The sequence below is a fragment of the Emcibacteraceae bacterium genome (genome assembly GCA_041396985.1).
Lineage (GTDB): Bacteria > Pseudomonadota > Alphaproteobacteria > Sphingomonadales > Emcibacteraceae > Pseudemcibacter.
The window spans coordinates 101,441-126,482 of record JAWKXO010000003.1 but is presented as its reverse complement, the minus strand read 5'-3'; the positions used below and the strand labels follow the sequence as shown (position 1 = coordinate 126,482).

The following is a 25,042-nucleotide window of genomic DNA, read 5'->3' as shown; positions in this document are numbered from 1 at the left end:
AACTGTAAGTGGATTCTGAAATCGGTATGGTAAGTAAGGAAAATACAGTAAAAGTCCCCATGAAATGGCGTCTGAAGGCCTGGTGGGAAGGTTACGACCTGGATGATATCAGAGCGCGTTTGAACTCTGGTGAAAAGGATGAAGAAGTTGCATCAGTTGAGCCGGTAAAACAAGTAAAACCTGTCAGCGATGCACCGGAAGCCCTGGTCTGGGATGATAAAAGACTAGAAACAGCGCAGCTCATCTGGGGCGAGGGCTATTGTGGGCCTGGTGGTCCGGAATATGTGACCAGCATGTCAAAACTGCTCGGTATGTCATCCAAAATGAGCGTGGCGGTAATTGGTGCCGGTCTGGGCGGACCATCGCGTGTTCTTGCCGAAGAATTTGGCGCCTGGATTACCGGATATGAACAGTCGGAAAATCTTGCTGAAAAAGGCATGGAACTTTCAAAAAAGGCCGGACTGGAAGCCAAAGCTCCAATTAAACATTATAATCCTTCCAGTGATGAGACTTTCGAGCGAACATTTGACCGCGCCTATTCGAAAGAGGCCCTTTATACAGTTGAGGATAAACCAAAACTACTTCAGAACGTCTTTAATAAACTTAAGGACAGCGGCCTGTTCCTGATTAATGATTATACCCTTTCCGGTCCTGAGGCTTTGGAAAACAAGGATGTTCAGAAATGGCTTCGTCAGGAACCGACACAGCCCTTTCCGATACCACACAAATCCATGGAAAAGCTTCTTACCGAGTGTGGCTATATTCTTAGGGTGAATGAAGACATCACAAATATTTACATTGATATGATCGCAAAAAGCTGGGTTGGCGTTGATAAAGTTATAGAATCATTGACAAAACACCCGGAAGATCAGTCGGAAACCATAAACCGCCTCATTAAAGAAGCTGAATTCTGGATGCTCCGTTCAAAAACCATGAAAGACGGGCATGTAAAGGCATGGCGCTTCCTTGCCTATAAACCGGCAGAAATAAAATAATCATTAGCCTATCGGAATCTGTTGTAAGTTGATTGGGTGAATGGTAAAAGCCCCTTCATGACAGACTTGGCCCATATCAGAAATTTTTCAATCGTCGCCCATATTGATCATGGGAAGTCGACACTTGCCGACCGCCTGATACAGTTTTGCGGCGGACTTACCGACCGTGAAATGAAAGAACAGGTCCTCGACAACATGGATATTGAGCGCGAGCGTGGCATCACCATTAAAGCTCAGACAGTCCGCCTAGAATATAAAGCCAGAAACGGCGAAGATTATATCATAAACCTGATGGATACACCCGGCCATGTTGACTTTGCCTATGAAGTGAGCCGCTGCCTTTATGCTTGCGAAGGCTCTATTCTTGTCGTTGATTCCAGTCAGGGCGTTGAGGCACAAACCCTTGCGAACGTCTATCAGGCCATTGAACATAATCATGAAATTGTCCCTGTGCTGAATAAAATTGACTTACCCGCCGCTGAACCAGAACAGGTCCGGGCCCAGATTGAGGATGTGATCGGTATTGATGCTTCTGAAGCCATTTTGGTTTCGGCAAAAACCGGTGTCGGCATTGAAGACGTTATGGAAAGCATTATTAAAACGCTGCCACCGCCCCAGGGGGATGCGAATGCGCCGCTGAAAGCCCTGCTGGTTGACAGCTGGTATGACAGCTATCTGGGCGTAATGGTTCTGGTCAGGATTATTGACGGCAAACTTAAAAAAGGCATGCGCGTTAAAATGATGGCGGCCGATACCGACCATCTTGTTGACCGTGTTGGCGTATTTAAACCAAAATCGACAATCGTTGATGAACTCGGCCCAGGTGAAGTTGGTTTTTTCACAGCATCAATCAAGGAAGTATCGCAAACCCATGTGGGGGACACGGTAACCGAGTATAAAAACGAAACCGCCAAAATGCTTCCCGGGTTTAAACCGGTGCAAAGCGTTGTTTTTTGTGGTCTGTTCCCGGCCGATGCAGCCGATTTTGAACTCCTGCGGGAAAGCATGCATAAACTAAGGCTCAATGATGCCAGTTTTCAATTTGAGCCTGAAACCTCAACCGCCCTTGGCTACGGTTTCCGCTGCGGTTTTCTTGGAATGTTGCATCTGGAGATTATCCAGGAACGGCTGATGCGTGAATTTGATCTTGATATCATCACCACTTCGCCCAGTGTTATTTATAAAATCTTTCTGAACAAAGGGAAAATAAAAGAAATCCATAATCCTGCAGATATGCCGGACCCGGTTTATATAGACCATATGGAAGAACCATGGATCAAGGCAACTATACTTGTTCCAGATAGTCACCTTGGTGCCGTACTGACATTATGTCAGGAAAAACGAGGCGAACAGGTTGATCTGACCTATGCCGGTAATCGGGCAATGGTCGTTTACCGACTTCCACTGAATGAAGTGGTCTATGATTTTTATGACAGATTAAAATCAATCAGCCGCGGTTATGCCAGTTTTGATTATCAAATGGAAGGGTACCGTGAAGGGGATCTCGTTAAATTGTCAATCCTGGTGAACAACGAACCTGTCGACGCCCTTAGTATGATGGTCCACCGCAGTCAGGCCGAATATCGTGGTCGCGCACTCTGCGAACGGCTAAAAGACCTGATCCCGCGGGCACTATTTAAAATTCCGATCCAGGCCGCCATCGGCGGCAAGGTTATAGCCCGCGAAACCATAAGCGCCATGCGCAAGGATGTAACCGCAAAATGTTATGGTGGCGATATCAGTCGTAAAAGAAAGCTGCTCGAAAAGCAGAAAAAAGGCAAAAAGAAAATGCGCCTTTATGGAAACGTGGAAATCCCCCATGAAGCCTTTATTGCCGCCCTCAAAATGCGGGATGACAAATAATCATTTCCTCTAAAACAAAAAAACCCGGCTGATTAAATCAGCCGGGTTTTTTATCTATAAGTCTTAATTCTTAATATTCGTCATTTGGCTCAAGAATTTGACGGCCACGATATTTTCCTGTGCTCAGGTCAATATGATGGCGGCGGCGAAGCTCACCGCTTTCCTGATCTTCAACATATGTGTCAACGCTCAAGCTGTCATGCGAACGACGGTTACCACGACGATGTGGTGATACTTTCCTTTTTGGAACTGCCATTTTCTTATCCTACCTTCTTTTTAGGCCATTTTTTCAGGTCCTGAATCTCAAAAACAGTGTGTTATCGTTAATGTTGGGCCCAATGTCAAGTAATAGTTGCCGAAACCTCGTTATATCACAGTGGATCGTCAACCCTTTACCTGTTTTCCAGAAACAGAAGCATTGTTATGACCCCAAAGACCACAATAATCGGAAATTTCAGAACCGGGGACAGCATAGTCTGCCAGCTATCCGGGGAATCGGCCGAAGCAAGATGTGGTCCATTCAAAGCGCTGACAAAATTCACCACATGAGAAATACTGATCAGACCCTGCTCACCGCCTACCAGAAACTTAAGTAATTCCGCTCCAAGCATAATGACTGTCAGCGATAATAATATATAAGCGAGCAGGCGGCTCAACATCATTTATACTCCATCTATTCCGAATAGAGCCTAACGCCCTTTTAAGGCGATTAATAGACAGATTTCATAAAAACAGAAAACAATTTGATCTCTTTACTTGCGTCTTGGTAAAAGAACGTTATATTGCGCCTGCTAAGGAGAGGTGGCCGAGTGGTTTAAGGCGCACGCCTGGAAAGTGTGTTGAGCGCAAGCTCTCGAGGGTTCGAATCCCTTCCTCTCCTCCATAATTTATTGAAAATAAATAATTTTTTCTAATTAATTAGCAATTACCCACAAATATACCCACAAATATTATTATGTTTAAATCTAAATAAATTAATGTGAAATATAAATCATATAGTAAATTAACCCAAAAAATATGCAGAAATCAATCAATCATAATAATTGTTTTGTATCCCCATCACATTGTAATCTTAATTTCAATAATTGACAACATCACCCATTTCACTTCTTAATTTCGTATTAGAAACTCTATCAATCTACTTAAATTGTTGAAGTCAAAATAGTTACAGTTCATAGTTACATATATTAGGAATCTTCTAATCATAATTTTATTAAACAATAACTTAGTGATAGTTATTTGCTAAATAATTACTTCAGTTAATATTGCTTTATATTTATCTTAAAACATGTCAAAATTGTATAAATTTTTAGGTCCGAAAAAAATATTATTGTTTTTAATAAAGATGGATCCAATTAAAATGGGGGAGCATATAAATCGTGGTCAAAACATTCAATACATTTGTCAAAGTTACATCTCGTGAGGCTAACCTAAAAAGAAAACTTCGTAGACACCTTAGAAACATTGGGTTCGCCAAATCAGACAATGGTGAGTTAATAATTGAGGGGGAAAGCAAAGAAATAGTTAGGAGTGTTCACCGAGTTCAGCGTGAAGATAAACTGAAGAAAAACAGAGAATTCATTTTAGATAAGTTTGAAAAGCTCTTAATGTACTTTGCCGAAGGAAATGAGGTCAATCCTAAGAGAGTTTCTCCGGTTATCGAACTTATTTCATCCGGCACTGAGCAAGGCGATTTATTCAGATTGGCATCTTTAACCTGGTCAGTTCCAGTTTCAAATGGCTTTGGTAGACGCCTTAGATACCTAGTATGGGACAAGAATAATGGCAAACTTATGGGAATCATTGCTATTGGGGATCCCGTTTTCAATCTTGCTGTTCGTGATAATTTAATTGGTTGGAGCGCGCAAGATAGAAGTGAACGCCTTGTAAACATTATGGATGCCTACGTTCTAGGAGCCATTCCGCCATATAATGCATTGTTAGGAGGTAAACTTATAGCATGCTTGCTACGCAGTCGTGATATATTTGATGATTTCGCTAAAGCTTATGGTAGTTCAACTGGACTTATTTCGGGTATAAAAAAGAAAGCTTCTTTATTAGCAGTAACAACTTCTTCCTCCATGGGAAGATCGTCAGTTTATAATCGTCTAAAACTTGAAGGTCTCCAGTATATGGAACCAATTGGATTCACTGGTGGATGGGGACACTTTCATATACCTGATAGTTTATTCCTAGAACTCCGAGATTTTCTCCGAGATATTAATCATGGTTATGCCGACAAATACCAATTTGGGCAGGGACCAAATTGGCGTTTACGCACAACTAGAGCTGCATTATCAGAATTAGGATTTAAAGAAGATATGCTTCGGCATGGGATCCGGCGCCAAGTATTTATCAGCTTCCTTGCTTCAAATGCTCTAAAAATTCTTAAAACAGGGAATGAAAAGCCAAATATCGAATCCTTGTTAAGCGTAAAAGAAATAGCAAGTCTTGGAGTAAAAAGATGGATGCAACCACGTGCAGTTAGGTTCCCAGAATTTCAAAATTGGACTCACAAGGACTTAATTGATTTGTTTGGAAACCAATTTCGTCACTTGAACACCGAAAAAGAAAATAACAATAATACCGGAAATCTGAAATGGAAGACATAACCTCCCCAGATGTCACATTAGATAATTGGCAAGAACGCATGAAGGATCACTTTAAATTACTTGCTGAAAAACGTAAGGAATCAGGTCTTCCATTATTTGCATTAGAGCATGGTCTATCAAAGAGCAACCTTGAAGAAATTTCTAACTATCTTAGACAAAGAATTATCCAGAAGAAGAAACTTTCTCCTCACTGGCTTCTGTGGACTATCTATGCAGCAGAAAAAGGTTATAATTACAATGGGGATGAGTATTGGCATTCTTTTGAAGAAACCACCCCTGCCTGGGATTCAAAGTATCGCAATAGAGTATCCAATTGGTTTACAAAATTTCATAAATTATATAATGGGGTATTTCCCTCCGGAACTTGGGCACAACATTTCAATATAATTTCATGGCCAATCACTCATGCAGTGTTACCACGTTTCCTTCAACGACAATTTGCCCGAGTTTTATATGAACTAAGGTTCAGCCTTGCAAGATTGAATTCCACCGAAGCATCAACAATAGGAAGACTAATTGCTTCAAATACATACAACATTTCAACACGACTGGAACAGTTTCTTCAACAAGAAGAGCTAGTGGGTAGAATTGTCCTCGCACTATTACATCAAGACCAAATAAAAGGAGAAGAACCACTTCTGCCAGAAACCCTAAAGAGGATTGTTAGTGATTTAGAGAAAACCCGAAATGCGAAAAGTTGGATCAATGAAGCAAGTCGAGTAGTATCAAAAAATTTCAAGGGTTTAAGTCACCGAAATCCACTTACGCAAAATCAACCAGTTGATAAAATAAATAAGCTTCGCAACAATAACGTAAAGCCTGATATTAGACCTGACTTGAGGATACAATATAAGGGAAGTGGTAGGTGGGACTTACAAGTTGAAATTCCTAGCTTCAAAGATATAGCAGCACTTGATGTAAAATTAAGCAAGTTTTTGAAGAAGACCCGCTGTCAATTGAATGGGAGTAATGGGAATAAGCCGCAAGGCTGGTTAATCTCCGGCCGTCGTATCGCCGTTCTTAAAGAATGGCCTGATCCAAAACTGCCTATTATAAAATTTGAAAAAAATAATGGAATAATTGATCATTTACTTAACACTGAATGCCGTATTAGTTCTGGACCCAATTGGCTCTTCCGCATTGGTGCAGACGGTATAGCTAGAGAAATATCTGGACGAATTGTTCGTCCAGGTATGGAGTACATTTTTGCTTCTAAGTATCCAGTAGAAAATTTATTAACGGGAATGCAACTTTCTAATATAAACTGTTTAAATATAACTACTTATTACTTTAAAGTTCCGGACACTGTTTCAGATAATTATATCCAACAACTACTGACTTGGAAGCTGAAAGTTGCAAAAACTATTAGCGTCAGTCCTGTGGGTTTACCAGGCCGCAATTGGGATGGAGAAGGACGTAGTGATTGGCTAACAACGGAAAAACCCTGCTTTAGTATAATATCTGATCATAAAATTCAATTTTATGAAGTCATTCTTAATGGAAAAGAATCCAAATCTATTCCTGCCAATATTCCAGGGAAACCAACATTTATACAACTCTCTGAATTACCCGTAGGGAAACATTTATTGACAATTCGAATAAAAGGACTGAAAGGTTTTTGTGATAATCTTGAACCGCATGAAGGTCACCTTGAACTTCGAATTCGAGAGCCACAGCCTTGGGTGCCTGAAACAACATCGCATGCAGGTCTCATTATATTTACAGACCCTTATAGCCCAATGTTAGATACTTTTTGGCAGAATGAGGTTGAATTATCAGTATACGGTCCCCCAAGTCGCCAAATCACTCCATATATTTCACTCCAAAATTCGAGTGAAGAAGACATATTTAACTGCCAAGTTTGTGCACCTCTGAACTTACCATTAAAACCAGAGATTTGGAAAAAAAAATTTTCCGAGTTTCTTAGAAAAGAAAATTGTGAATGGAGGTACTTGGAAGCCACATCCGGACGTTTGACAATTGATGGGGCTGATCTTGGCCAACACATTTTACGCTTCGAGCATGAAGTTCGCCCAGTACGTTGGGTTATTCGACATGATGGAAACAACCTGTTTATTCGCCTTGTGGATGAGACTGTTCAAACAGAATTCAAGTCAAAGGTTTATTTCATAAGTATGGATAAACCAATGAATGTAAGAACTATCAATAAAAAACAAGCCCATACTGCGCAAAGGATACTACCGCCAGGAGGCCTTTATATTGCGAAAGTGGGAAATTTTACTGATGCAGTAGTCGTTAGTACAGGACTAACAGGAGAGGGATTAGACGGGCTGGGCGTGCATCCAAACCATGGTCATATATCTGATAACCCTAAGAAGATTATCAAACTTTTGTTGATACTGCGTTACTGGAAATTAGCTCGCATTGCGGGTTTTCTTGCAACCGCTAGGCAAAGGCAAGTAACGAACATGTTAATGCACGGTTTAATTGGGATAGTTGCAGGTTGGGATTGGGCACGCACAGAAGCCAAGCTTATTAATTCAAGTGATGCGGTAGCAACTTTATCTAAATTACAATCGCTTATCAAGCATAAGAGTGGCTTTTCCAGCGTTATTATTAGAGATGCTCCATTAGCTAATGAAGGACATAGGGCAATGAGAATTTGGTTTACAGAACTTGCAAAACGGTATGGTATTTCTTCAAATGATAATCTCTGCAAATTTGTTTTTGATTTAGCTAACCGTCCTCAATCAGTAACCAAGATATATCGAAATGATTTGGTAAACCTGATTACACAAGCAAAATCCTCACAAACACTTATCCGCGGCGCTAGACTTGCTGTGCTTTCCAGGAGTACAAAATTAAAACACGGACCACTATTAATTCCTGGGGCGAATACATGATTTCAGTTATTACATCCAAAGAGATTGTAAAATATTGCCGTTCGGTTCTTGGTATTAATAAATCTGGCACTGAAATTGACGAAGTTTTTCTAGCATCCATGATTAGGCGCTTAGCCGGCTATTTGTGCCCTTGTTCGCCTACTTTTCTGAGTTCAACATTAGGGGAAAGCCTTCGATACATAGTAAACGACTTTGAGAGCTTAAAAGGACAAATTGAGGATCTCATTAATGACCTAGTAGTTTCTGGAGATTTATTAGACCTTAATGATGTTACTACCAAAGATACAGATTCGAAAAGAACCTGTTTATTCGCTGCACCTCCAGCTTTTGTAGAAAGAAAAAGTGGTAATTTTTTCCTGACCGGAATAGTTCCTGATCAGGATGAATTTCTTTCAAAGGCTATTTTTGAACGCTTGGAATATTATTATACTACAAGAATGATCAAACCGCATTTTGGCGAGGACTTGGCAAATAAACTTTTATCTGAGGGATTAAATCGACTAACAACTTCAACTTGGCTAAAAGCTCCACAAAAAGTTTCTTCGTCCAATTTGCTTTCAAAGTCTTTACTACGTATTTCTGCAGAACCCAAATGTGGCCCTGTTTCTGGGATTGAGATAATTGACCCCTCAACTAAAGTAACATATTATAGAGGCCGTTGGAAAATCCCAATTATCCAGTCAGGTATATTTGTAGCAAGACGACCACAAGAGTTTGGTTCTCCTCTTTGGTGCCTAGTTGAGCTAGAAGAAGGCAATGTAATACGCCTACTTGACCTTCCTAATGGAGCCTTCCGCTGGCGAGGTTGCGATGCTGCATGGCATTTGCAAATGGCAATCGACAAAGAACTAAATAAACCCCAAATTTATAAAAAGACTGAAATTGATAATTCAATTTTTCGAATTGAATTCTTTTCTCCTATCCCTCTATGGGCAGAAAGACGTCTATTGGTACTGGGAAATAAATGTAAAGGTGAAAATAGTTTATTTGCGTACCAAGTACCAAATGACGAAATAAATGAAGAAGAAGAATTTCTCCAAGAAAATCTTTGGCTGTCACCTAGTAATTGAACCCTACTTGAGGAGTATATTATGCAAACTTTAAAACAGACAATTGAAAACCTGCATACTTCGCTGAAGGACTATATAGAGGCAACTTACCACATTAGCGCACCCTCGCTGGTTGCACAAAGGCAATCTCTACTGGATCGGGACGGAGTAATACACAGAATTCCTTATCTAGAATCTACTCCAAAATATCATTCAGGAGAGAAATTTGAATCAATTTCTGGATTACCAGAGGCAGCACTTGAATTACTTGAGCTACTAAGTATTCCTGATGGTGACCTGCCTAAGCTAATTTATAACCCGCCTTATAAACATCAGGCCGAATCTCTCAAAAAATGTCTTATTGATGGAAATAATCTTGTTATTATGACCGGAACAGGATCAGGAAAAACCGAGTCATTTCTTCTACCAATACTAGGAAAGTTTGCAAAAGAGGCAAAGGAGAATCCTTCCTGCTTTGCTGAGCAACCTGCTATGCGTGCCCTAATAATGTATCCAATGAACGCACTTGTTAACGACCAGTTAGGCCGCTTAAGGGGAATTCTTGGTGACCCGAGGCTAGTCAAAAAATTTAAAGCTTGGTGTGGACGTCCTCCACGTTTTGCACGATATACGAGCAGAACTCCATATGCTGGGGTTAGGAGTCCTAAGAAGGACACTGCCAGACTAAAGTCATTCGATAGTTTCTATGTAGATGTTTTACGCCGAACTCAAAGTGACAATGCAGAAGATAAGTTAAAAGCTACCCAATTACTCTCTGCATTGAAAAAACGGGGAAAATGGCCTGCCAAACCAGATCTTGAAGAATGGTTTGGCCAGAAAGGAACGGAGTGGATAAACTCTCTAACAGGAGAGTTCGTCAGGGCGATAACTTTACCCGATGACTCGGAACTATTGACTAGACATGAGGTTCAAACATCCCCACCCGACCTCCTGGTAACTAACTACTCAATGCTTGAGTATATGTTGATGCGGCCTATTGAACGACCAATTTTTGATAAAACAAAGAATTGGTTAGCTAATAATCCAGATGAAAAATTTCTTGTTGTTCTTGATGAGGCACATCTTTATAGAGGAGCAGCAGGAGCAGAAGTTGGTCTGTTGCTTAGAAGACTTCGAGATCGAATTGGAATTTCAACGGAACGTTTGCAGGTTATTTGTGCAACTGCAAGCTTTGATAATGCTGAATACGCTGCAGATTTCGGCGCACAACTCTCTGGTACTCTGCCTCAATCCTTCGTACCAGTTCAGGGCTCTCTTGCATTGAAAGAAAAGCAAGATAAGGGAACTCTAAATGATGCTAATGCTTTATCTTCCATCGATTTAAAAGCATTCTACGGAGCGGAAACCAATGAAGATCGTCTCAAAATTATCTCTCCGATTCTTAAATATCGTAAAGTCCCCATTTCTGGGATTAGTGAACAAGCGCTTTTTATAGCATTAGAAGAATTCGATCCTATGGGCCGTCTTATAAACGTTAGTATGCAAGAGGCGGTTCCAATTGCTGATTTAGGTGAACTCATCTTTCAGAAAGAGGTGCCTAAAGAACTTGCGGACAAAGCCGTCACTACCCTAATGGCTCTAGCTAGCGTAGCTCGAAGTTCTCCTGGAGTGCCAGGGTTATTACCTTGCCGAGTCCATAATTTCTTCCGAGGATTGCCCGGACTTTGGGTATGCATGGATCCAAATTGCAGTGAGGTCCCAGAAAAAAGCCAAACTGGTGTCTGTGGAAAAATGTACTCTCAACCAATAGAAACATGCGGTTGTGGCTCACGAGTACTTGAACTCTTTACTTGTCGGAATTGTGGGACTGCATATGGACGTGCTTATACAGACGACATTGAAGAACCTAATAACCTTTGGTCTGAGCCTGGCGAACAAATTCGTATGGCTAGCGGTGAAATCCGTTTGCTTGAGCCAATTGATTTACTTTTAGAAGATCCCCTTAACGAAGATGCGGCTGAGCCTGCTGATTACGATTTAGAGACTGGACAAATAAATCCTAATACTATAGGGCCTCGTACAAGAACCGTCTATATCAGGCAAGCACGATTGTCTGATATTAATGATGATGACGAAGAAAATGTTACAAGTCCTGAGCCTCCAGGAAAGTTTGTGCCATGCGCAATTTGCGGCAAACAGGCTAGGTTCGGCAGAAGTTACGTTCAAGATCATCAAACGAAAGGTGATCAACCTTTTCAGGCTCTAATTACCCGCCAAATCCAAATCCAGCCTCCTGGTCCACAGAAAGCTACAAGATTTGCACCCTTACGCGGCCGTAAGGTACTGGCCTTCAGTGACTCCCGTCAAGTTGCAGCTAGGCTAGCACCTAATATCCAAATGTATTCTGAGCGAGACTCACTGCGTCCACTTATTATTCGCGGATTCAAGTGGTTACTTGATCAAAACTCTATCCAACCTTATTTAAATTTAGATGACCTATTTTTGGGTATACTTATAGCATCAAAGGAACTCAATGTAAGATTACGACCTGAACTCCATGCTCACGAAAATTTTGATGCCGAAGAAATTGTAGAAAAAGCCGTAAATAGTGGAGAATATAAAAATCCAAATCAGCTAATTAAGATACTCTTTTCCCTTCGATCAAAAAAACCCCCTGAGGCATTACTGGGAAGCATACTTACAAATCTTTCAGATAAATTTTACGGTATGGAATCATTAGCTCTTGCTAATCTCAAAGAAAATGATGAAAATAAAAGTATTATTTTGGCTTTACCAAACATTTCCCAAATTGCCGAAAGTGAAGAAGCAAAGCTTTCTTTAGCTAGGTTTTGGATTCGTTGTTGGACAGGTTTTGGACTGACTCATACACCTGGGACTTGGATTGACAGGAAAGCAAACGAGGGTTACAGAATTAGATCAAGAAACCCAAATACTAAATTTGATCAAATAAACGCTATACTCCCTGAAAAAGAAGCAAGAAAATTTTTCTGGGATCATTGGCATCCCAAACTCCTAACAAAATTTACAACATCAAAAGAAGGTGGAAACCGCTACCTAAATGGAAGTGAACTTTCTCTTCAATTTGACGGAGAATGGGTTTATTGCGCAAAATGCAGATCTGTACATCGTCCAATTCAATTTTACCAGAATTGCATAGAATGTGGACATGAAAATGTTAGCCTCTTAAGTCCGTGTACTGATCCTGTTTTTATCGCGCGAAAAGGTTTTTATAGAAAGCCTGTAATAGAAGCTCTTGAAGATCCCCCTCGCGAGCCCATGGCCGTGATTGCCGCTGAACATACCGCTCAACTAAATGCTCCGCAGGACGAAGATGTTTTTTCGAAGGCAGAAGAGCATGAACTTCTTTTCCAAGATATTGAACTCAATAGTACTCATGCTAATTCCCGCTCAACAGCAATTGATATCCTTTCAAGCACTACAACAATGGAGGTTGGTATAGACCTAGGAGAACTTTCCGGTGTAGCCTTGAGAAACATGCCTCCAGGTCGTGCAAATTATCAGCAACGTGCTGGTCGGGCTGGGCGTCGTGGAAATGCTGTCGCGACTGTACTTGCATTTGGAAGTGCCGACAGTCACGATGAACACTATTTCTCTTTCCCAGATGAAATGATTCGAGGAAAAGTTGTTGATCCAAAATTAACTCTCAACAATCCTGAGATTACTCGCCGTCATATACGTGCATTTTTACTCCAGAACTACCACCAAGATCGACTTTCCGAAATTGATCCTAACCAGCCCCATGATTTATTCTCTGTTCTTGGGAGTGTTTCAGCATTTAGACAATCTAATTCTGCACTTAACTATTATGATTTTACTAACTGGTTAAATGAAAACGAGACAAAGCTCCGAAATCGCATTGAAAAATGGTTGCCCAACGAGCTTTCTATAGAGGATAAAGACATTCTACTAGGAGAATTTGTAAAAGACTGTACCGAAGCCATTGAAGAAGCAATTTCATTAGATATTGTAAGCGAGGGAAATGAAGAGGAAAATGATGACGGTGATGAAGAAGCCCCAGAGGTCGGTGAAGAGCGTCCACAACAAGCCTCTCAACCAAGTAACCTTTTGGATCGGTTACTCTATTGTGGAAAACTGCCCCGCTATGCTTTTCCAACCGATGTTGCAACTTTCAGTGTGTTTGATCGAGACCGCTCAACCCCTTACCGACATATAATGAAATTTAGCCCATCCCAAGGACTACCCATTGCTCTATCACAATATTCCCCTGGACGCCAAGTTTGGATTTCTGGTAAGTGTTACACATCCGGCGCAATTTATTCCATAATAAAAGAAAATCTTCATAAAGCTTGGGAAACCCGAAAAGTTTACATGGAATGCTCAGAATGTGGTTATGCAAAAACTTTTGATAGACATGAGGTCAGCAAAGGGGACGTTGAGGACTGCCCGGCATGTAGTGAAAGTAATGGTTTTGGACCAGCAAAGTATTGGGTCCGTCCTCCTGGATTTGCACATCCTATTTATGAAGAAGAAGTTACTTCACCAGATGAAATTCCTGAAACTAGTTATGCAACCCGTGCAAAACTCACAATGGGTACACCTGGAGATAGTGCGGGTTGGCACCAAGCTAATGATCGCATACGTGGTTTAAGTACCCGTGAACATCTGCTAGTTTCGAATACAGGACCACAAGAAGAGGGTTATACCTATTGCGTAAAATGTGGGCGAATAGAAGCTAGTTCTTCTCCAATACCAAGTCTAGGTGGCCCTCACCAAAAACCTTTTCCAGAAAAAGATGATAATGCGATTTGTGAAGGGATTGGGCCAACACGACATATTGTACTTGGAACTGATTTCATAACCGATATTGGATTATTTTCGTTGCGCGTAGAAAAACCAATTGAAATTCACCCAACTCATTTTTCTAGTCAAGTTGCGCTTAGGACTATTAGTGAAGCATTAGCAAAGTCAGCTTGTAAAATTCTTGAAATTGAACCAAGTGAATTAATGGCTGAATTCCGACCAGCACTAACAATTCGTGGTAAATCAGGTAAAGAAGTCGAAATTTTTCTTTACGATACTCTTCCGGGTGGTGCTGGATTCGCCAGTCAATTAGTTGGTAAAGAACTTGAGTTATTTCAAAATGCGCTTTTGATTTTAAAAAACTGCCCGGAAGCCTGTGATACTTCTTGCTATAGGTGCCTCAGAACATTTAAAAATAAACTCGAACACAGACTTCTTGACCGACACGTTGGCGTTGAACTACTAGAATATTTAATTTCAGGCAAACCTCCCGTTTTCAACGCAAAACGGATAAAGGCATCTACCAACTTACTGTTAAATGATCTTAAACGCCGTAGCGAGGGAAATATATCATTTTCAGAAAATGCTTCTGTCACCTACGGTTCAGGTAATACTATTGAAGTTCCCGTTCTTGCTAAAGTTGGTAGCAATCAATTTATTATCGCTTTATCTGGTGCTCTTACCAGCGGGCACCCTGCTGATCCTGAGATTTCAATTTTGCGAGATAATAGTTCTAAGTACCATGTTATTGTGGAAAATGAACTTGAAGTCCGTGCTAACCTTCCCTCAGTTAGTCTTAGAGTTCTTCAGCAAATTAAAGATTATGGAATATAGTGATGAAAAGAATTTTTAACAGATAATTAATTCCAAGAATAAATGCAAATTCAATTTGAGAGATAAAAATGATTGAGATTGTTGGTGCAAACGAAGGACAAGAGTATGAGGCAGCACTTCATCTTCGCAAGCTAATTCTTGCAGTTTGGCCTGATCTGAGCCAACATAAGCTTGATCACATCAAAATGTTTGTAAGTCTTAAACTATACGGCCAGAAGAACGAGGATATAGACATATTTCTCGTTGGTCACTTCGAACAACCTCGAGAATTTGACGTAGAGATGAAATTTTATCCTAGAAACGGGGAACCTTTTGTGCCACGACGCGCTTCAATACAAAACTTCGCACTAGCAATTGAAGTAAAATCTCACAATGCAAGTGGTGTAAGGTTTGATGACAAACTTGTATCTGTAAAATATCCTCGTGGATGGGAATGTGTTACCGAAAAAGCCTTCAAACAAGTTTTCGAACTTAAGATATACTTAAAACGAGCAGGGCTACCTAGTCCATACGTAAAGGACATGATTTTTATGTCCGGATTACGAGAGAACGATCTGCCAACGAGACCGCACAACTGTTTCGGAATAGATGCAAGCTTCGAGAAAATACTAAATATAATAGGCCAAATTTCACAACCACAAGCAATTGGCCGTTTCGTAAATATTAGTTTCGGACCAAATGAAAATTTTAATGCAATTCTATCGCCAGAAGCTACCGTAATGAAAACTTTAGAGCCAACTGCACTTGACCGTGGACGGATGGACAGAATTATTAAATCTGCGTTACCCGATAATTGGCTTAGTGATTTGTCTAAGAAACAGGTCATTTTACGAGGCCGAGGAGGGGTAGGAAAAACCGTACTTATGCTCCAAATGGCATACAGGGAATTTGACATTAACGGAATGAGATCACTATTCCTCACTTATAACAAAGCACTTGTTGCTGATATGAGAAGGACAATGGCCTTATTAGGCGTTCCACGAAATATTGAGAAGGGTGGAATTGGCATCGAAACAGTTCATTCTTTTGTTGGCCGATTAATGTATGGATTAGGGATAATTGGAATAGAAGATGATTTTCTAGATAACTATGAAAAACACAAAAAAACCTTACTCGATTACTTAATTAGCGGTACTGTTACAATTGAAGACCTTAGTTTAGTTATTGAAAGGCAGGCAAATGAGTTTGCATGGGACGTTGTCTTCATTGATGAAGGTCAGGACTGGCCATCTAACGAAATAAAGATCCTTCATAAATTTTTTGGACCAAAGAAAATCGTTGTAGCGGATGGTGTAGACCAATATGTACGTGACTCTGTAGCAAATTGGGATTTAGGGCTTGCACGCGAGTTAATTCAGCCCCGGCGCTTAAAGCGCTGTCTTCGTATGAAGGCCAACTTAGCGATCTTCGTTTCTGACTGTGCTGAATTAATGGGCTTATCAAATTGGGACTTGGAACCTAACACAGAAGCAAACGGCGGCCGCATAATAATTATTGAAGGAGAAATGGAAAATAACACTAAAATCGTCGATCAATTCATTTTGGAGGCCGCAAGTCTTGGAAACTATCCAGTTGACATGCTAGCCTGCGTCCCTCCATCTCTCATTGTTCATGAAGAAAATAGTGCCTACTCACTTCCTGGGCAAGCAATTCAGAGAACTGGTAAGCTTGTTTGGGATGCCACATCAGCCGACATTAGAGAACATTATCCGACAGAACGCGATGCTCTTCGCATAGTTCAATATGAATCTTGTCGTGGCCTAGAAGGTTGGATTGTTATTAACTACGCCTTAGATAATTTCTATGAAATTAAGTTCAATCAATTTATATCATCTCCTCAAGTGTCCCAAGGCCAGTTCAAATCAAAAGAAGAATTAGCGCTTATTTTTGCTGCACAGTGGCTTATGATACCATTAACTCGAGCTATGGATACACTTGTAATAAATTTAACCTCGCAACAAACTTTTCTCAAAAGTATTATGATTGAAATTTATAAAAAACGAACAGACTTTGTAGAATGGATTAAACTTGACTCATGACTTTATGCAGGATTGGTAGTTATTTATTGACTTTCACATCATAGATCTTAGATTTTCAAATAATACTATTTTACTTTTACAATGGATTACAAAAGTAAACTTTTAGACTTCTGTATTTTAATCTTTCATCAATAAAATTTAGTAATTTGCTAAATTAGTTTTACTTTCCTTCTTTACTTTTGTTCTTTTTTTGTTCTAATTGAGGGATGCTTGATTCCATTTCCTATATTGGCCCTGTTTATCCGGGTATTGCCCTTTCGCTTCCTCTTGCACCAAGTCGTGTGAGGTGTGGTTTTCCCAGTGCGGCAGAAGACTGGCTTGAGGATAAGCTGGATTTGAACCAGAAACTGATTAAGAGCCCGTCCTCCACTTTCCTGTTTAAGGTTGAAGGGGAAAGCATGACAGGGGCAGGTATTAATGACGGGGACTTTCTTATTGTTGACCGCAGTATCATGCCCACACATGGCAGGGTGGTTGTGGCTATGGTTGACGGGGATATGACTGTGAAGCGGTTAAACCTTAAATCTGATCCTCCGCAGCTTGACCCAGCCAATCCTCATTTTAAATCCATCATTGAAGAGTTTACCGTCTGGGGTGTTGTGACCTCCTCCATCACCGAGTTATAGGCCATGTTTGCCTTGGTGGACTGTAACAGCTTCTATGCGTCCTGTGAGCGGGTATTCCGTCCTGACCTTATAGGAAAGCCTGTTGTGGTTTTATCCAATAATGACGGTTGTCTTATTGCCCTCTCCAATGAGGCCAAGGCACTGGGCTATAAGATGGGGGATGTGTTCTTTAAAGTACGTGATGACCTTGTCAGAAAGCGGGTTGCAGTCTTCTCTAGCAACTATGCCCTTTATGGTGACCTGTCAGACCGGGTGATGAAAGTCCTTGAGAATTATACCCCTGATCTTGAAGTTTATAGCATTGATGAAGCCTTCCTGTCCTTAAAGGGATTTAATGACCTGGAGGCACGGGGGAAGCTCATCAAGCATGATGTGGAACGTTTAACCGGTATTCCTGTCTCTGTCGGCATTGCCCCGACCAAGACACTGGCAAAGCTGGCAAACCATGTTGCTAAAAGGTTTGAAGGCCAGTGTGGTTCCTATGTCATGGAAACACCGGATTATGATATTTTAAAACAGATAGTGGTTGATAAGGTCTGGGGTATAGGCAGACGGCTCACAGAGCATCTAAAGGCCTTCGGGGTTCATACGGCCTATGACCTCTCTCTACTGGCCCCCAGAGCCGTCAGAAAGCGTTTCAGCGTGGTGGCAGAGCGCACAGTAAGAGAACTAAATGGCATAAGTTGCATTCCTCTGGAGGAAGTCCCACCCCATCCCCAGAATATCATCGTCAGCAGGGGCTTTAAGAACCGCGTCAGTACAAAGCAAGAGATGATAGAAGCGGTTTCCTTTTACGCCAACAGGGCAGCAGAGAAAGCCCGCATCAAGAAGGTCTATGCCTACAGGGTTCATGTGTTTATCAGGACTGACCCTTATGGGGATAGGAACACAAGCTATTCAGCAAGTCATGCGGTTATTCTTCAGGAAGCCCGTAATGATGCAGGAACCATTATAAGAGCCGCTTTACAAGTGCTGGAAGCCATCTATAAGCCACGACATAATTACCAGAAAGCAGGGGTAATGCTCACCGGACTTGTTTATGACACTGAACGGCAAATATCCATCTTTGGCGGTGGACAGTCAGACAGGGTAACACAGCTCATGAAAACCATGGACAGGATCAACAAGATACATGGCCGTGAAACCATCCGCCCCGCTATATCCGGCACCAACAAAACATGGTTCATGGCAAGAAATCTTCTCAGTCCCAGATATACAACACGGTGGGGAGAGCTGAGGAAGGTTTATTGCTAGTTGCATTGGTCAAAGGTAATAAACCTAAAGATGGACAAATTGCTGTTTTTTTGTTATATGACCTTTAAGTAAAATTATTTAGTAGTGGCGTAATAATGAGTAAAAAGAAGATTAAGCTAGGACTTTTAGGTATTGTTATTAGCGGTTTCGGCCTCATAATTTCGTTATTATTATTTTACGCCGAACCAGCTCCATCTCATTTCAATATAGATGAAATACCGACAAATGGTATACTCTATTTCACTAGTGTCCCTTCGGGTGGTCTGGCAATTTTTCTTGGCATTTTGGCTTTACTAAATTCTGAGAACCACAGAGAAGCGTATATTTCTGTTGTTCTGGGTATTTTTACAATAGCTTTCCCATTTATAAAATTACTATCCCTTGCATTATTATGCTCTTTAATAGTCAGTGGGATATTGGCAAAAATTATATCCAGAAAAGAATTGTAAGTTTAAGTAAATTAGCAAATCAATCCGCACATCTCTTTGATGTTTAAGCTTTATTATTTTTACTTTCTTTAACAAGCATCATGTAATAAGCAAACTGGGCAATTAAAGAACCAAACATACTGGGAAAGAGCAGAAAAATATATGTCATTATGTTTCTGCTTCCAGACATATCGGTAAAAATTAGGCTTAGGAGGTAATAAAGAAGGGCCACTAAGCAGTAGGTACAGATATAAGCCGTTAATGTGTTTTCAATTAGTATTTGTATTATGAAGCTAATTACAAATGGAACACTAATGGCTACAACGATAAATCCCACGAGGGATAAAATACTCACTTCAGCTATCTTATCTTCACTGGCAATATTATCAGCAAGTACCAATCTAGAAGTAGGTTCAGCTGAACCCTCCTGTGCATACAAAGGTGTAGTAGTCAGTGAACAAACAATGATTGTGCATATAACATAAAAATTGAACATAAAATTTTTCATTGTCTTACTCTAAGGTGGATTTTTAAGATGTCCATATCTGTATCAGTTTTTCTAAGATTTTCCGACCCAATAATTAATGCTTTAATTTATAAAGTATTGGGTAGTTTATTGATAATTATTAATTCTTGAATAGTTTCAAAATTCGATCAATAAAATTTCGAATAGACCTCAATTAATTCTCGTATTAAGTTTATAATACAAAATATTTGATGTAATGAACAAAAGAATTTCTATTTTTAATTCTTACTCTGATTTGTATAGCATGTGATTATATATGGGGGACTTTCGAGAACTGATAAAGATTAGTCTAAGAAAATATATGAATAATTTAGGATTGCCTGAACATTACTTGGGGGGAAGGCATTTCCTGATAAAAATATAACCGTGTTTACCAAATTGAGTATCTAGATTAAACATGGAAAAATCTAATTTGTGGGCATGTTAGGCTTTCGTGCAAAGAAACTAGGGAATATCCTTGCAAAGTTCCTGCTTTTAGCTTCTGCTTCTTCCCGAGGATCATTAACAGTTTCCAAATTCTCAATTTGATCAAACAGAATAATTTTCAACTCTCCCGTCGTTAACCCCTTATTCAACAACTGGCACAATAGCTTATTTATCTCGTGTTGTGCTTTTGCCTTAATATTCTGGCCGTTAAACTCTTCCGGATTATCATAGAAAAATTGCATTATTTGTTTCTTTTTCATCTTTGTTAGATTACGGAAATTATTTAATAATTCTCTTTCCTCAGCAAAATCCTTATTTAGCCCACCGTAAAGTTCGTCATAGGTACATTCAAGAACCTTGACGAGTTTTGGCAAATGCTCGCCCGAAGGCTCATCCACGCCATTTTCCCACCTACTTACTGTTGATTGCTTAACAGATAATTTCTTCGATAAATCCACCTGAGTTAGAATTTTTTCTTTTCTCAAAAGTCTTATAGAGGACGAAATTTCACTCGCATGCGATGATTTCATGATACACCCAATTTAAATTATATAATCAAAACTACCCGATTCCCTTTATTGAATGATATGCATCATTGCAGATATCGTCAAACTAGTTCTCGCTACACAATTATTGGCCTTGATGATTCATTACAAAAAACACCCAACCAGCAATCGGATGTAAATTTTCTGTCCGTAGTGACAATCTAAAGAACAGTGAGTTATCACTTTAGAAAATGAAGGGGTTTGCAACCCATTGTAAACTTATATACTCTGTTAACCACCTAAGGGAAAATTTACAACCCGTTGCAATTTTATTTATCTACTGCTACACATTTTGCTACACAAAATCATTAATTTGTGTAGCAGAAGAACTTAAAAGTCTAGGGTTTATGCGGACTTCTAGATATGGAGGATACTCCCTTCCTCTCCTCCATGTCTTCAGCTAACTCCTTACCAAATAACAATTCTCACCTTTTTATTAAAGAATGGAAACAGCCGAGTACACTGGGGAGTACACTGGTCAGTACACTGGGAGCCGCGAAATGAGCTCAGGCTTTCAGTACTCCGGGACCCCAAACCTTTATGAGAAGGCCGGCATATATTACTTTCGTAGACAGCTATCAGGCCAACTCAAAAAAATTTTAGGCATATCCGAAATCAGGAGGTCCCTGAAAACTGGTAATCTTCAAGAAGCTCGACTAAGATGTGCATATATCGATCTAAGTTTTAAGCGTCTGCTTGGGGAAACTGAACAAATGATATCTGACAACGCAAGTCCCGAAATGATAGAGGTAGCTAGAGCCTATTTTAGGCGAGAATTACAGGATTGTCTAAATGATTTGGAATTGGCCCCACGAAACCCTGCCGTAACGAAGGGAAAACAGGGGTTTAACCGAAAATACCAAGCTGAGAAAACTTTAAAACTTGTTAATGCATATGAGAACATGATTGTTTCTGAGCAGTTCAATTCTACAATTTCATTCGAAATAGATCAGGCCTTTGAGGATATGGGACGTGATATTCCCACAACAAATTCTGTAGAGTACAGATTACTAGGTACGCTTCTATGTCGCGCACAGGCAGAGGCATATCGAGTATTCCACCAATACCTTACTAAAGGATTTCATGATGGTAGGCCATTGGACGCATTATTTATGGACTATCAATCTACTCAAATTACTAATGTTCATTCCAAACCGCACTTGTCGTTGAAGCAGCTTTTGGATAAGCACCGGAAAGCTAAACATAAAGCAATAACACTTAACAGTAAGCTAGATTTCGAAAGATTGTACCGCTGGTTACTCGAATGGTTTGGCGACGAAATATCAATACACAATATTGATATGGATGATGTTCGCAGTTTTCGAGATACGCTGATGTCAATGCCAAAAAACTATTCGAAGAACAAAAGATACAAGAACCTAACTCTTAAAGAGGTCATAAAAAAAAGCACTAATTATAAAAATGTAGAGACGCAAAGCATTAAAACACAGAAGAAATATTTATCGCTTACAAATGCTATTTTTAACTGGGCCGTCCAAGACAAACACCTCGATCAATCTCCATTTCAGGGAATTAAAATCCAAGTCTTGAAAACTACACCCGATACAAAAGGACGACAGCCGTTTAGTAAGGATGAGATAATAAAAATACTGACATCTCCATTATTTGTGGGATTTAAGAGTAAGAGTAGGACTTATATTGAAGGGCGAATGAAAATTCAAACCGAACATTACTGGGCTTGGTTGATTGGGTTTATGTCAGGCTTGCGAATAAAAGAGATATGCTTACTGCACAGTCGTGACATAGTAGAATTTGAAAACATTCTGTGTTTTGATGTTAATAACCAACATGGGAAAGGTGTCAAAACTAAATCTAGTATTAGAAAAGTACCAATACATGACCAATTGATTGATCTAGGCTTGCTCAAATGGATAAAAAAAACCACAAAAGGAAAACCAAACAAATTAATTTTCCCAAACCTTATTGGCGCACAACTGAGAGACCCAAGTAAAAAAGCAACTAGCCGATTGAATAGATACAAAAAAAACTTAGGTTTCCCAGATACAGTGAAGACGTTTCATAGCACCAGACATAGTTTTGCAGATGAACTTAGAAATCAGAATGTAGAAGAGTATAGTATTAAAAAGCTTATGGGGCACAGTAAAGCAGACACTACCTCTAATTACGGATCAGGTACATCAATTGGTGTACTAAAAAGTTTTATAGATAACTCCTATAATTACGTCGACTTTGAACCACTTAAAAAAATGAAATAATAATACTTCTGGTCTCGTTCCAAGTCTGTCACTTTCAATATTGAACATGATCCAATTTGTATGAAATATTACCTCATTTCACATTCCAAGGTGGTGGCATGTTTTTAAAAACAGAATGGCAGTATTCTGCCGATTTCCATAAAAAAGTGGTTGGAATATTCAACCAAAAATAAAATTAGTCACCCAATATTTTTGCAGTCACTACTAGCCAACTGAAGTCTTGAACGCCACCCACTTAGGATGGATGTCTTGAATACTCTACCAACTATTCGCTTGTCAGTATTTAGATTAATGATTATATACACCATATGAACTTTAAAATGACCTTTATGATATTGGCCTCTTTTTTATTCACCCAAATTGCTTGTGCAATGTCGGAGGCCGGTGAAATTCTACTTGAAACTGTTGAGCATAACTTGCTCGATCAGGAAGGTCATGACAGTTTCTCAAAAAATCATAATGAAATTGCAGAACATCAGGATGAACTTACAGGTGTTTCCCATTGCATGCACTCACATCCGCAATTAACGCTAATGTTCTGTGAGATTAACATTAAATTTGAACCTGATGATATAGAATATGGAGCACCTTTAACGGATTTGCTTATTTCTATTTATCATAAACCACCAATAGCTCCTCCCATTTCCTAATAATCTAACAACTAATGATAATTGTGTCCGAGATTTCGTTTAGGTTCTCGGCCACGGTCAACTTCTATTAAATTTATTAGGAATTAAAATGAACTGCAAAATAATGCATGTTCTTTCCGCTTTGTCGTTGTGGGTGTTTTTGCTCTCCACAAATACATTCGCTCAGGAAAGAACGACTAATACGGAAATTGAAAACACTCTTTCCGTGAACGAACTCATGGCAAGAGCTCTTCTTACAAACCCTGCTGTAAAATCCGCTCAGGAAAAGTTGGAAGCCGAAATTGCGAGAGGACGATCTTTGGGGCAAGCACTTTATAATCCAACGCTAGATTTGGAATATGAAAATGCTGATCAATCATCAAAGTCTGTAGGGCTCAGTCAGACAATAGATTGGCGAGGCAAGAGAACCACCAATCAAAATTTAGCCCGAATTAGAACTGAAAAGGCGAGGCTTGAATATAAGATCGCGAGAAACAATGTGATGGCTTCTATTGCCAGAGCAATTTCAGATTACGAGAGAACAAATCAAATTTTATCACTTCGGGAGAAAAGCCTAAAATCAGCTATTAGGTTAGCCTCATATGCACAAAGCAGACATCAGCAAGGTGATATAACTTTAAAAGAACTACAAACGGCAAATCTGGCCTTATTCAAAGCAAGAACCGACAAAAATAATGCCTTGTCATCAATGCTGAGCGCGAAGCAACTGGTTGAAGCTTTAACTGGTGTTGAGGCCATGCATTGGTCTTTAAAATATCTCTCTAATTTAGCAATTCCCGCTCTGGAGACAAGCGTAGAAAGAAAAAGCCCGACACTTTTGCTTTCACAAGTCTCGTATTTTGAGAAAAAAGCTGAAGTCGAAGTGGCACGTAAGAGGCGATCCGTTGATCCCACCGTTGGTGTCAAATACGGAAAAGAAGGAAATAATGATTTGGTTGGGATCAACATTTCCCTCCCACTTCCAATAAGGAACACTTATTCGGATGATCTGATTGCATCTCAAAAAGACATGCAATCATCGGAGTTCGATTATCAAAATAGGCAACGATTATATGAAGCAACTTTGATCTCCAATCATAGTCGTATTTCTCTACTCTCCAGCAGTTGGCAGAGTTGGCAAAAAGGTGATGTTAAATCTCTTGATAATCAATACGACTTAATGTCCCGGCTGCTTGAGAATGATGAGATCAGCACCCTTAATTATTTACTAGAAATCGAACAATTATTTCAAACAGAAGAAGCCATTATCGAGATGCGCTTTAATCTGGAAATCGCTTGGATTGACTGGTTTGAGTTGACTGGCAATTTCAATGAATGGATGGAGAATTAA

At 39.9% G+C, this 25,042-nt stretch carries 17 protein-coding genes and 1 tRNA gene; 14 read left to right on the top strand and 4 right to left on the bottom strand.

All coding sequences use genetic code 11. The annotated features are described in order from the left end of the window. Window positions 1-8: 8 nt before the first annotated feature. Window positions 9-995 carry a methyltransferase domain-containing protein gene (locus R3D86_08705; protein ID MEZ5758286.1) on the top strand — a complete coding sequence of 329 codons (987 nt, stop codon included), beginning with the start codon at window positions 9-11 and terminating at the stop codon, window positions 993-995. Window positions 996-1,061: 66 nt separating this feature from the next. Next, window positions 1,062-2,858, top strand: a complete 1,797-nt coding sequence (lepA, locus tag R3D86_08700) for a translation elongation factor 4 (GenBank protein ID MEZ5758285.1) — start codon at window positions 1,062-1,064, stop codon at window positions 2,856-2,858. A 70-nt stretch (window positions 2,859-2,928) separates the two neighbouring features. Here lepA and rpmF read toward each other — a convergent pair whose 3' ends face one another. Continuing rightward, window positions 2,929-3,114, bottom strand: coding sequence for a 50S ribosomal protein L32 (rpmF, locus tag R3D86_08695; GenBank protein MEZ5758284.1), 186 nt, complete (start codon window positions 3,112-3,114; stop codon window positions 2,929-2,931). Window positions 3,115-3,250: 136 nt separating this feature from the next. After that, complete coding sequence (locus tag R3D86_08690) at window positions 3,251-3,520, bottom strand: hypothetical protein (GenBank protein MEZ5758283.1); 270 nt, start codon at window positions 3,518-3,520, stop codon at window positions 3,251-3,253. A 133-nt stretch (window positions 3,521-3,653) separates the two neighbouring features. On the opposite strand from R3D86_08690, the gene R3D86_08685 reads away from it, so the two are divergent. From R3D86_08685 to R3D86_08645, 9 genes are all read left to right on the top strand, one after another. Beyond that, a tRNA-Ser gene (locus R3D86_08685) sits at window positions 3,654-3,741 on the top strand. Window positions 3,742-4,237: 496 nt separating this feature from the next. Further along, complete coding sequence (locus R3D86_08680; GenBank protein ID MEZ5758282.1) at window positions 4,238-5,470, top strand: DUF4338 domain-containing protein; 1,233 nt, start codon at window positions 4,238-4,240, stop codon at window positions 5,468-5,470. Then, window positions 5,458-8,334: a hypothetical protein gene (locus R3D86_08675; GenBank protein ID MEZ5758281.1), complete on the top strand. Its 2,877-nt coding sequence runs from the start codon at window positions 5,458-5,460 to the stop codon at window positions 8,332-8,334. Before R3D86_08680 ends, R3D86_08675 begins: the two co-directional genes overlap by 13 nt. Further along, window positions 8,331-9,404, top strand: coding sequence for a hypothetical protein (locus R3D86_08670; protein MEZ5758280.1), 1,074 nt, complete (start codon window positions 8,331-8,333; stop codon window positions 9,402-9,404). Before R3D86_08675 ends, R3D86_08670 begins: the two co-directional genes overlap by 4 nt. 21 nt (window positions 9,405-9,425) lie before the next feature. Beyond that, entirely contained in the window at window positions 9,426-14,981 is a 5,556-nt protein-coding gene (locus R3D86_08665) for a DEAD/DEAH box helicase (protein MEZ5758279.1), read from the top strand. Window positions 14,982-15,049: 68 nt separating this feature from the next. Beyond that, entirely contained in the window at window positions 15,050-17,020 is a 1,971-nt protein-coding gene (locus R3D86_08660) for a hypothetical protein (GenBank protein MEZ5758278.1), read from the top strand. Window positions 17,021-17,226: 206 nt separating this feature from the next. Continuing rightward, the gene (gene umuD, locus R3D86_08655; protein ID MEZ5758277.1) at window positions 17,227-17,646 is read left to right on the top strand and encodes a translesion error-prone DNA polymerase V autoproteolytic subunit; all 420 of its coding nucleotides are present in this window, start codon (window positions 17,227-17,229) and stop codon (window positions 17,644-17,646) included. Between the two features lie 3 nt (window positions 17,647-17,649). Continuing rightward, window positions 17,650-18,900: a Y-family DNA polymerase gene (locus R3D86_08650; protein MEZ5758276.1), complete on the top strand. Its 1,251-nt coding sequence runs from the start codon at window positions 17,650-17,652 to the stop codon at window positions 18,898-18,900. Window positions 18,901-18,995: 95 nt separating this feature from the next. Next, window positions 18,996-19,349, top strand: coding sequence for a hypothetical protein (locus R3D86_08645; protein MEZ5758275.1), 354 nt, complete (start codon window positions 18,996-18,998; stop codon window positions 19,347-19,349). A 43-nt stretch (window positions 19,350-19,392) separates the two neighbouring features. Here the strand turns inward: R3D86_08645 and R3D86_08640 are convergent, their stop codons facing one another. Together R3D86_08640 and R3D86_08635 are read right to left on the bottom strand one after the other, a co-directional pair. Continuing rightward, the gene (locus tag R3D86_08640; protein MEZ5758274.1) at window positions 19,393-19,836 is read right to left on the bottom strand and encodes a hypothetical protein; all 444 of its coding nucleotides are present in this window, start codon (window positions 19,834-19,836) and stop codon (window positions 19,393-19,395) included. 425 nt (window positions 19,837-20,261) lie between these two features. Then, window positions 20,262-20,810, bottom strand: coding sequence for a helix-turn-helix transcriptional regulator (locus tag R3D86_08635; GenBank protein MEZ5758273.1), 549 nt, complete (start codon window positions 20,808-20,810; stop codon window positions 20,262-20,264). A 515-nt stretch (window positions 20,811-21,325) separates the two neighbouring features. Here R3D86_08635 and R3D86_08630 point away from each other — a divergent pair. The 3 genes from R3D86_08630 to R3D86_08620 all read left to right on the top strand — a co-directional run bounded on the left by R3D86_08630 (window position 21,326) and on the right by R3D86_08620 (window position 25,042). Beyond that, window positions 21,326-23,062 (top strand): site-specific integrase, encoded by a 1,737-nt coding sequence (locus tag R3D86_08630; protein ID MEZ5758272.1) that lies wholly within the window; start codon window positions 21,326-21,328, stop codon window positions 23,060-23,062. Between the two features lie 320 nt (window positions 23,063-23,382). Next, complete coding sequence (locus R3D86_08625) at window positions 23,383-23,712, top strand: hypothetical protein (GenBank protein MEZ5758271.1); 330 nt, start codon at window positions 23,383-23,385, stop codon at window positions 23,710-23,712. Between the two features lie 88 nt (window positions 23,713-23,800). Then, window positions 23,801-25,042, top strand: coding sequence for a TolC family protein (locus R3D86_08620; protein MEZ5758270.1), 1,242 nt, complete (start codon window positions 23,801-23,803; stop codon window positions 25,040-25,042).

What these genes read in the sequence shown, in the direction of transcription:
- R3D86_08635 (MEZ5758273.1), bottom strand. Translation starts at nt 20,810, where the DNA reads ATGAAATCATCGCATGCGAGTGAAATTTCGTCCTCTATAAGACTTTTG.
- rpmF (MEZ5758284.1), bottom strand. Translation starts at nt 3,114, where the DNA reads ATGGCAGTTCCAAAAAGGAAAGTATCACCACATCGTCGTGGTAACCGT.
- R3D86_08640 (MEZ5758274.1), bottom strand. Translation starts at nt 19,836, where the DNA reads ATGAAAAATTTTATGTTCAATTTTTATGTTATATGCACAATCATTGTT.
- umuD (MEZ5758277.1), top strand. Translation starts at nt 17,227, where the DNA reads ATGCTTGATTCCATTTCCTATATTGGCCCTGTTTATCCGGGTATTGCC.
- R3D86_08665 (MEZ5758279.1), top strand. Translation starts at nt 9,426, where the DNA reads ATGCAAACTTTAAAACAGACAATTGAAAACCTGCATACTTCGCTGAAG.
- R3D86_08620 (MEZ5758270.1), top strand. Translation starts at nt 23,801, where the DNA reads ATGAACTGCAAAATAATGCATGTTCTTTCCGCTTTGTCGTTGTGGGTG.
- R3D86_08670 (MEZ5758280.1), top strand. Translation starts at nt 8,331, where the DNA reads ATGATTTCAGTTATTACATCCAAAGAGATTGTAAAATATTGCCGTTCG.
- R3D86_08660 (MEZ5758278.1), top strand. Translation starts at nt 15,050, where the DNA reads ATGATTGAGATTGTTGGTGCAAACGAAGGACAAGAGTATGAGGCAGCA.
- R3D86_08625 (MEZ5758271.1), top strand. Translation starts at nt 23,383, where the DNA reads ATGACCTTTATGATATTGGCCTCTTTTTTATTCACCCAAATTGCTTGT.
- R3D86_08690 (MEZ5758283.1), bottom strand. Translation starts at nt 3,520, where the DNA reads ATGATGTTGAGCCGCCTGCTCGCTTATATATTATTATCGCTGACAGTC.
- R3D86_08650 (MEZ5758276.1), top strand. Translation starts at nt 17,650, where the DNA reads ATGTTTGCCTTGGTGGACTGTAACAGCTTCTATGCGTCCTGTGAGCGG.
- R3D86_08675 (MEZ5758281.1), top strand. Translation starts at nt 5,458, where the DNA reads ATGGAAGACATAACCTCCCCAGATGTCACATTAGATAATTGGCAAGAA.
- R3D86_08645 (MEZ5758275.1), top strand. Translation starts at nt 18,996, where the DNA reads ATGAGTAAAAAGAAGATTAAGCTAGGACTTTTAGGTATTGTTATTAGC.
- R3D86_08630 (MEZ5758272.1), top strand. Translation starts at nt 21,326, where the DNA reads ATGAGCTCAGGCTTTCAGTACTCCGGGACCCCAAACCTTTATGAGAAG.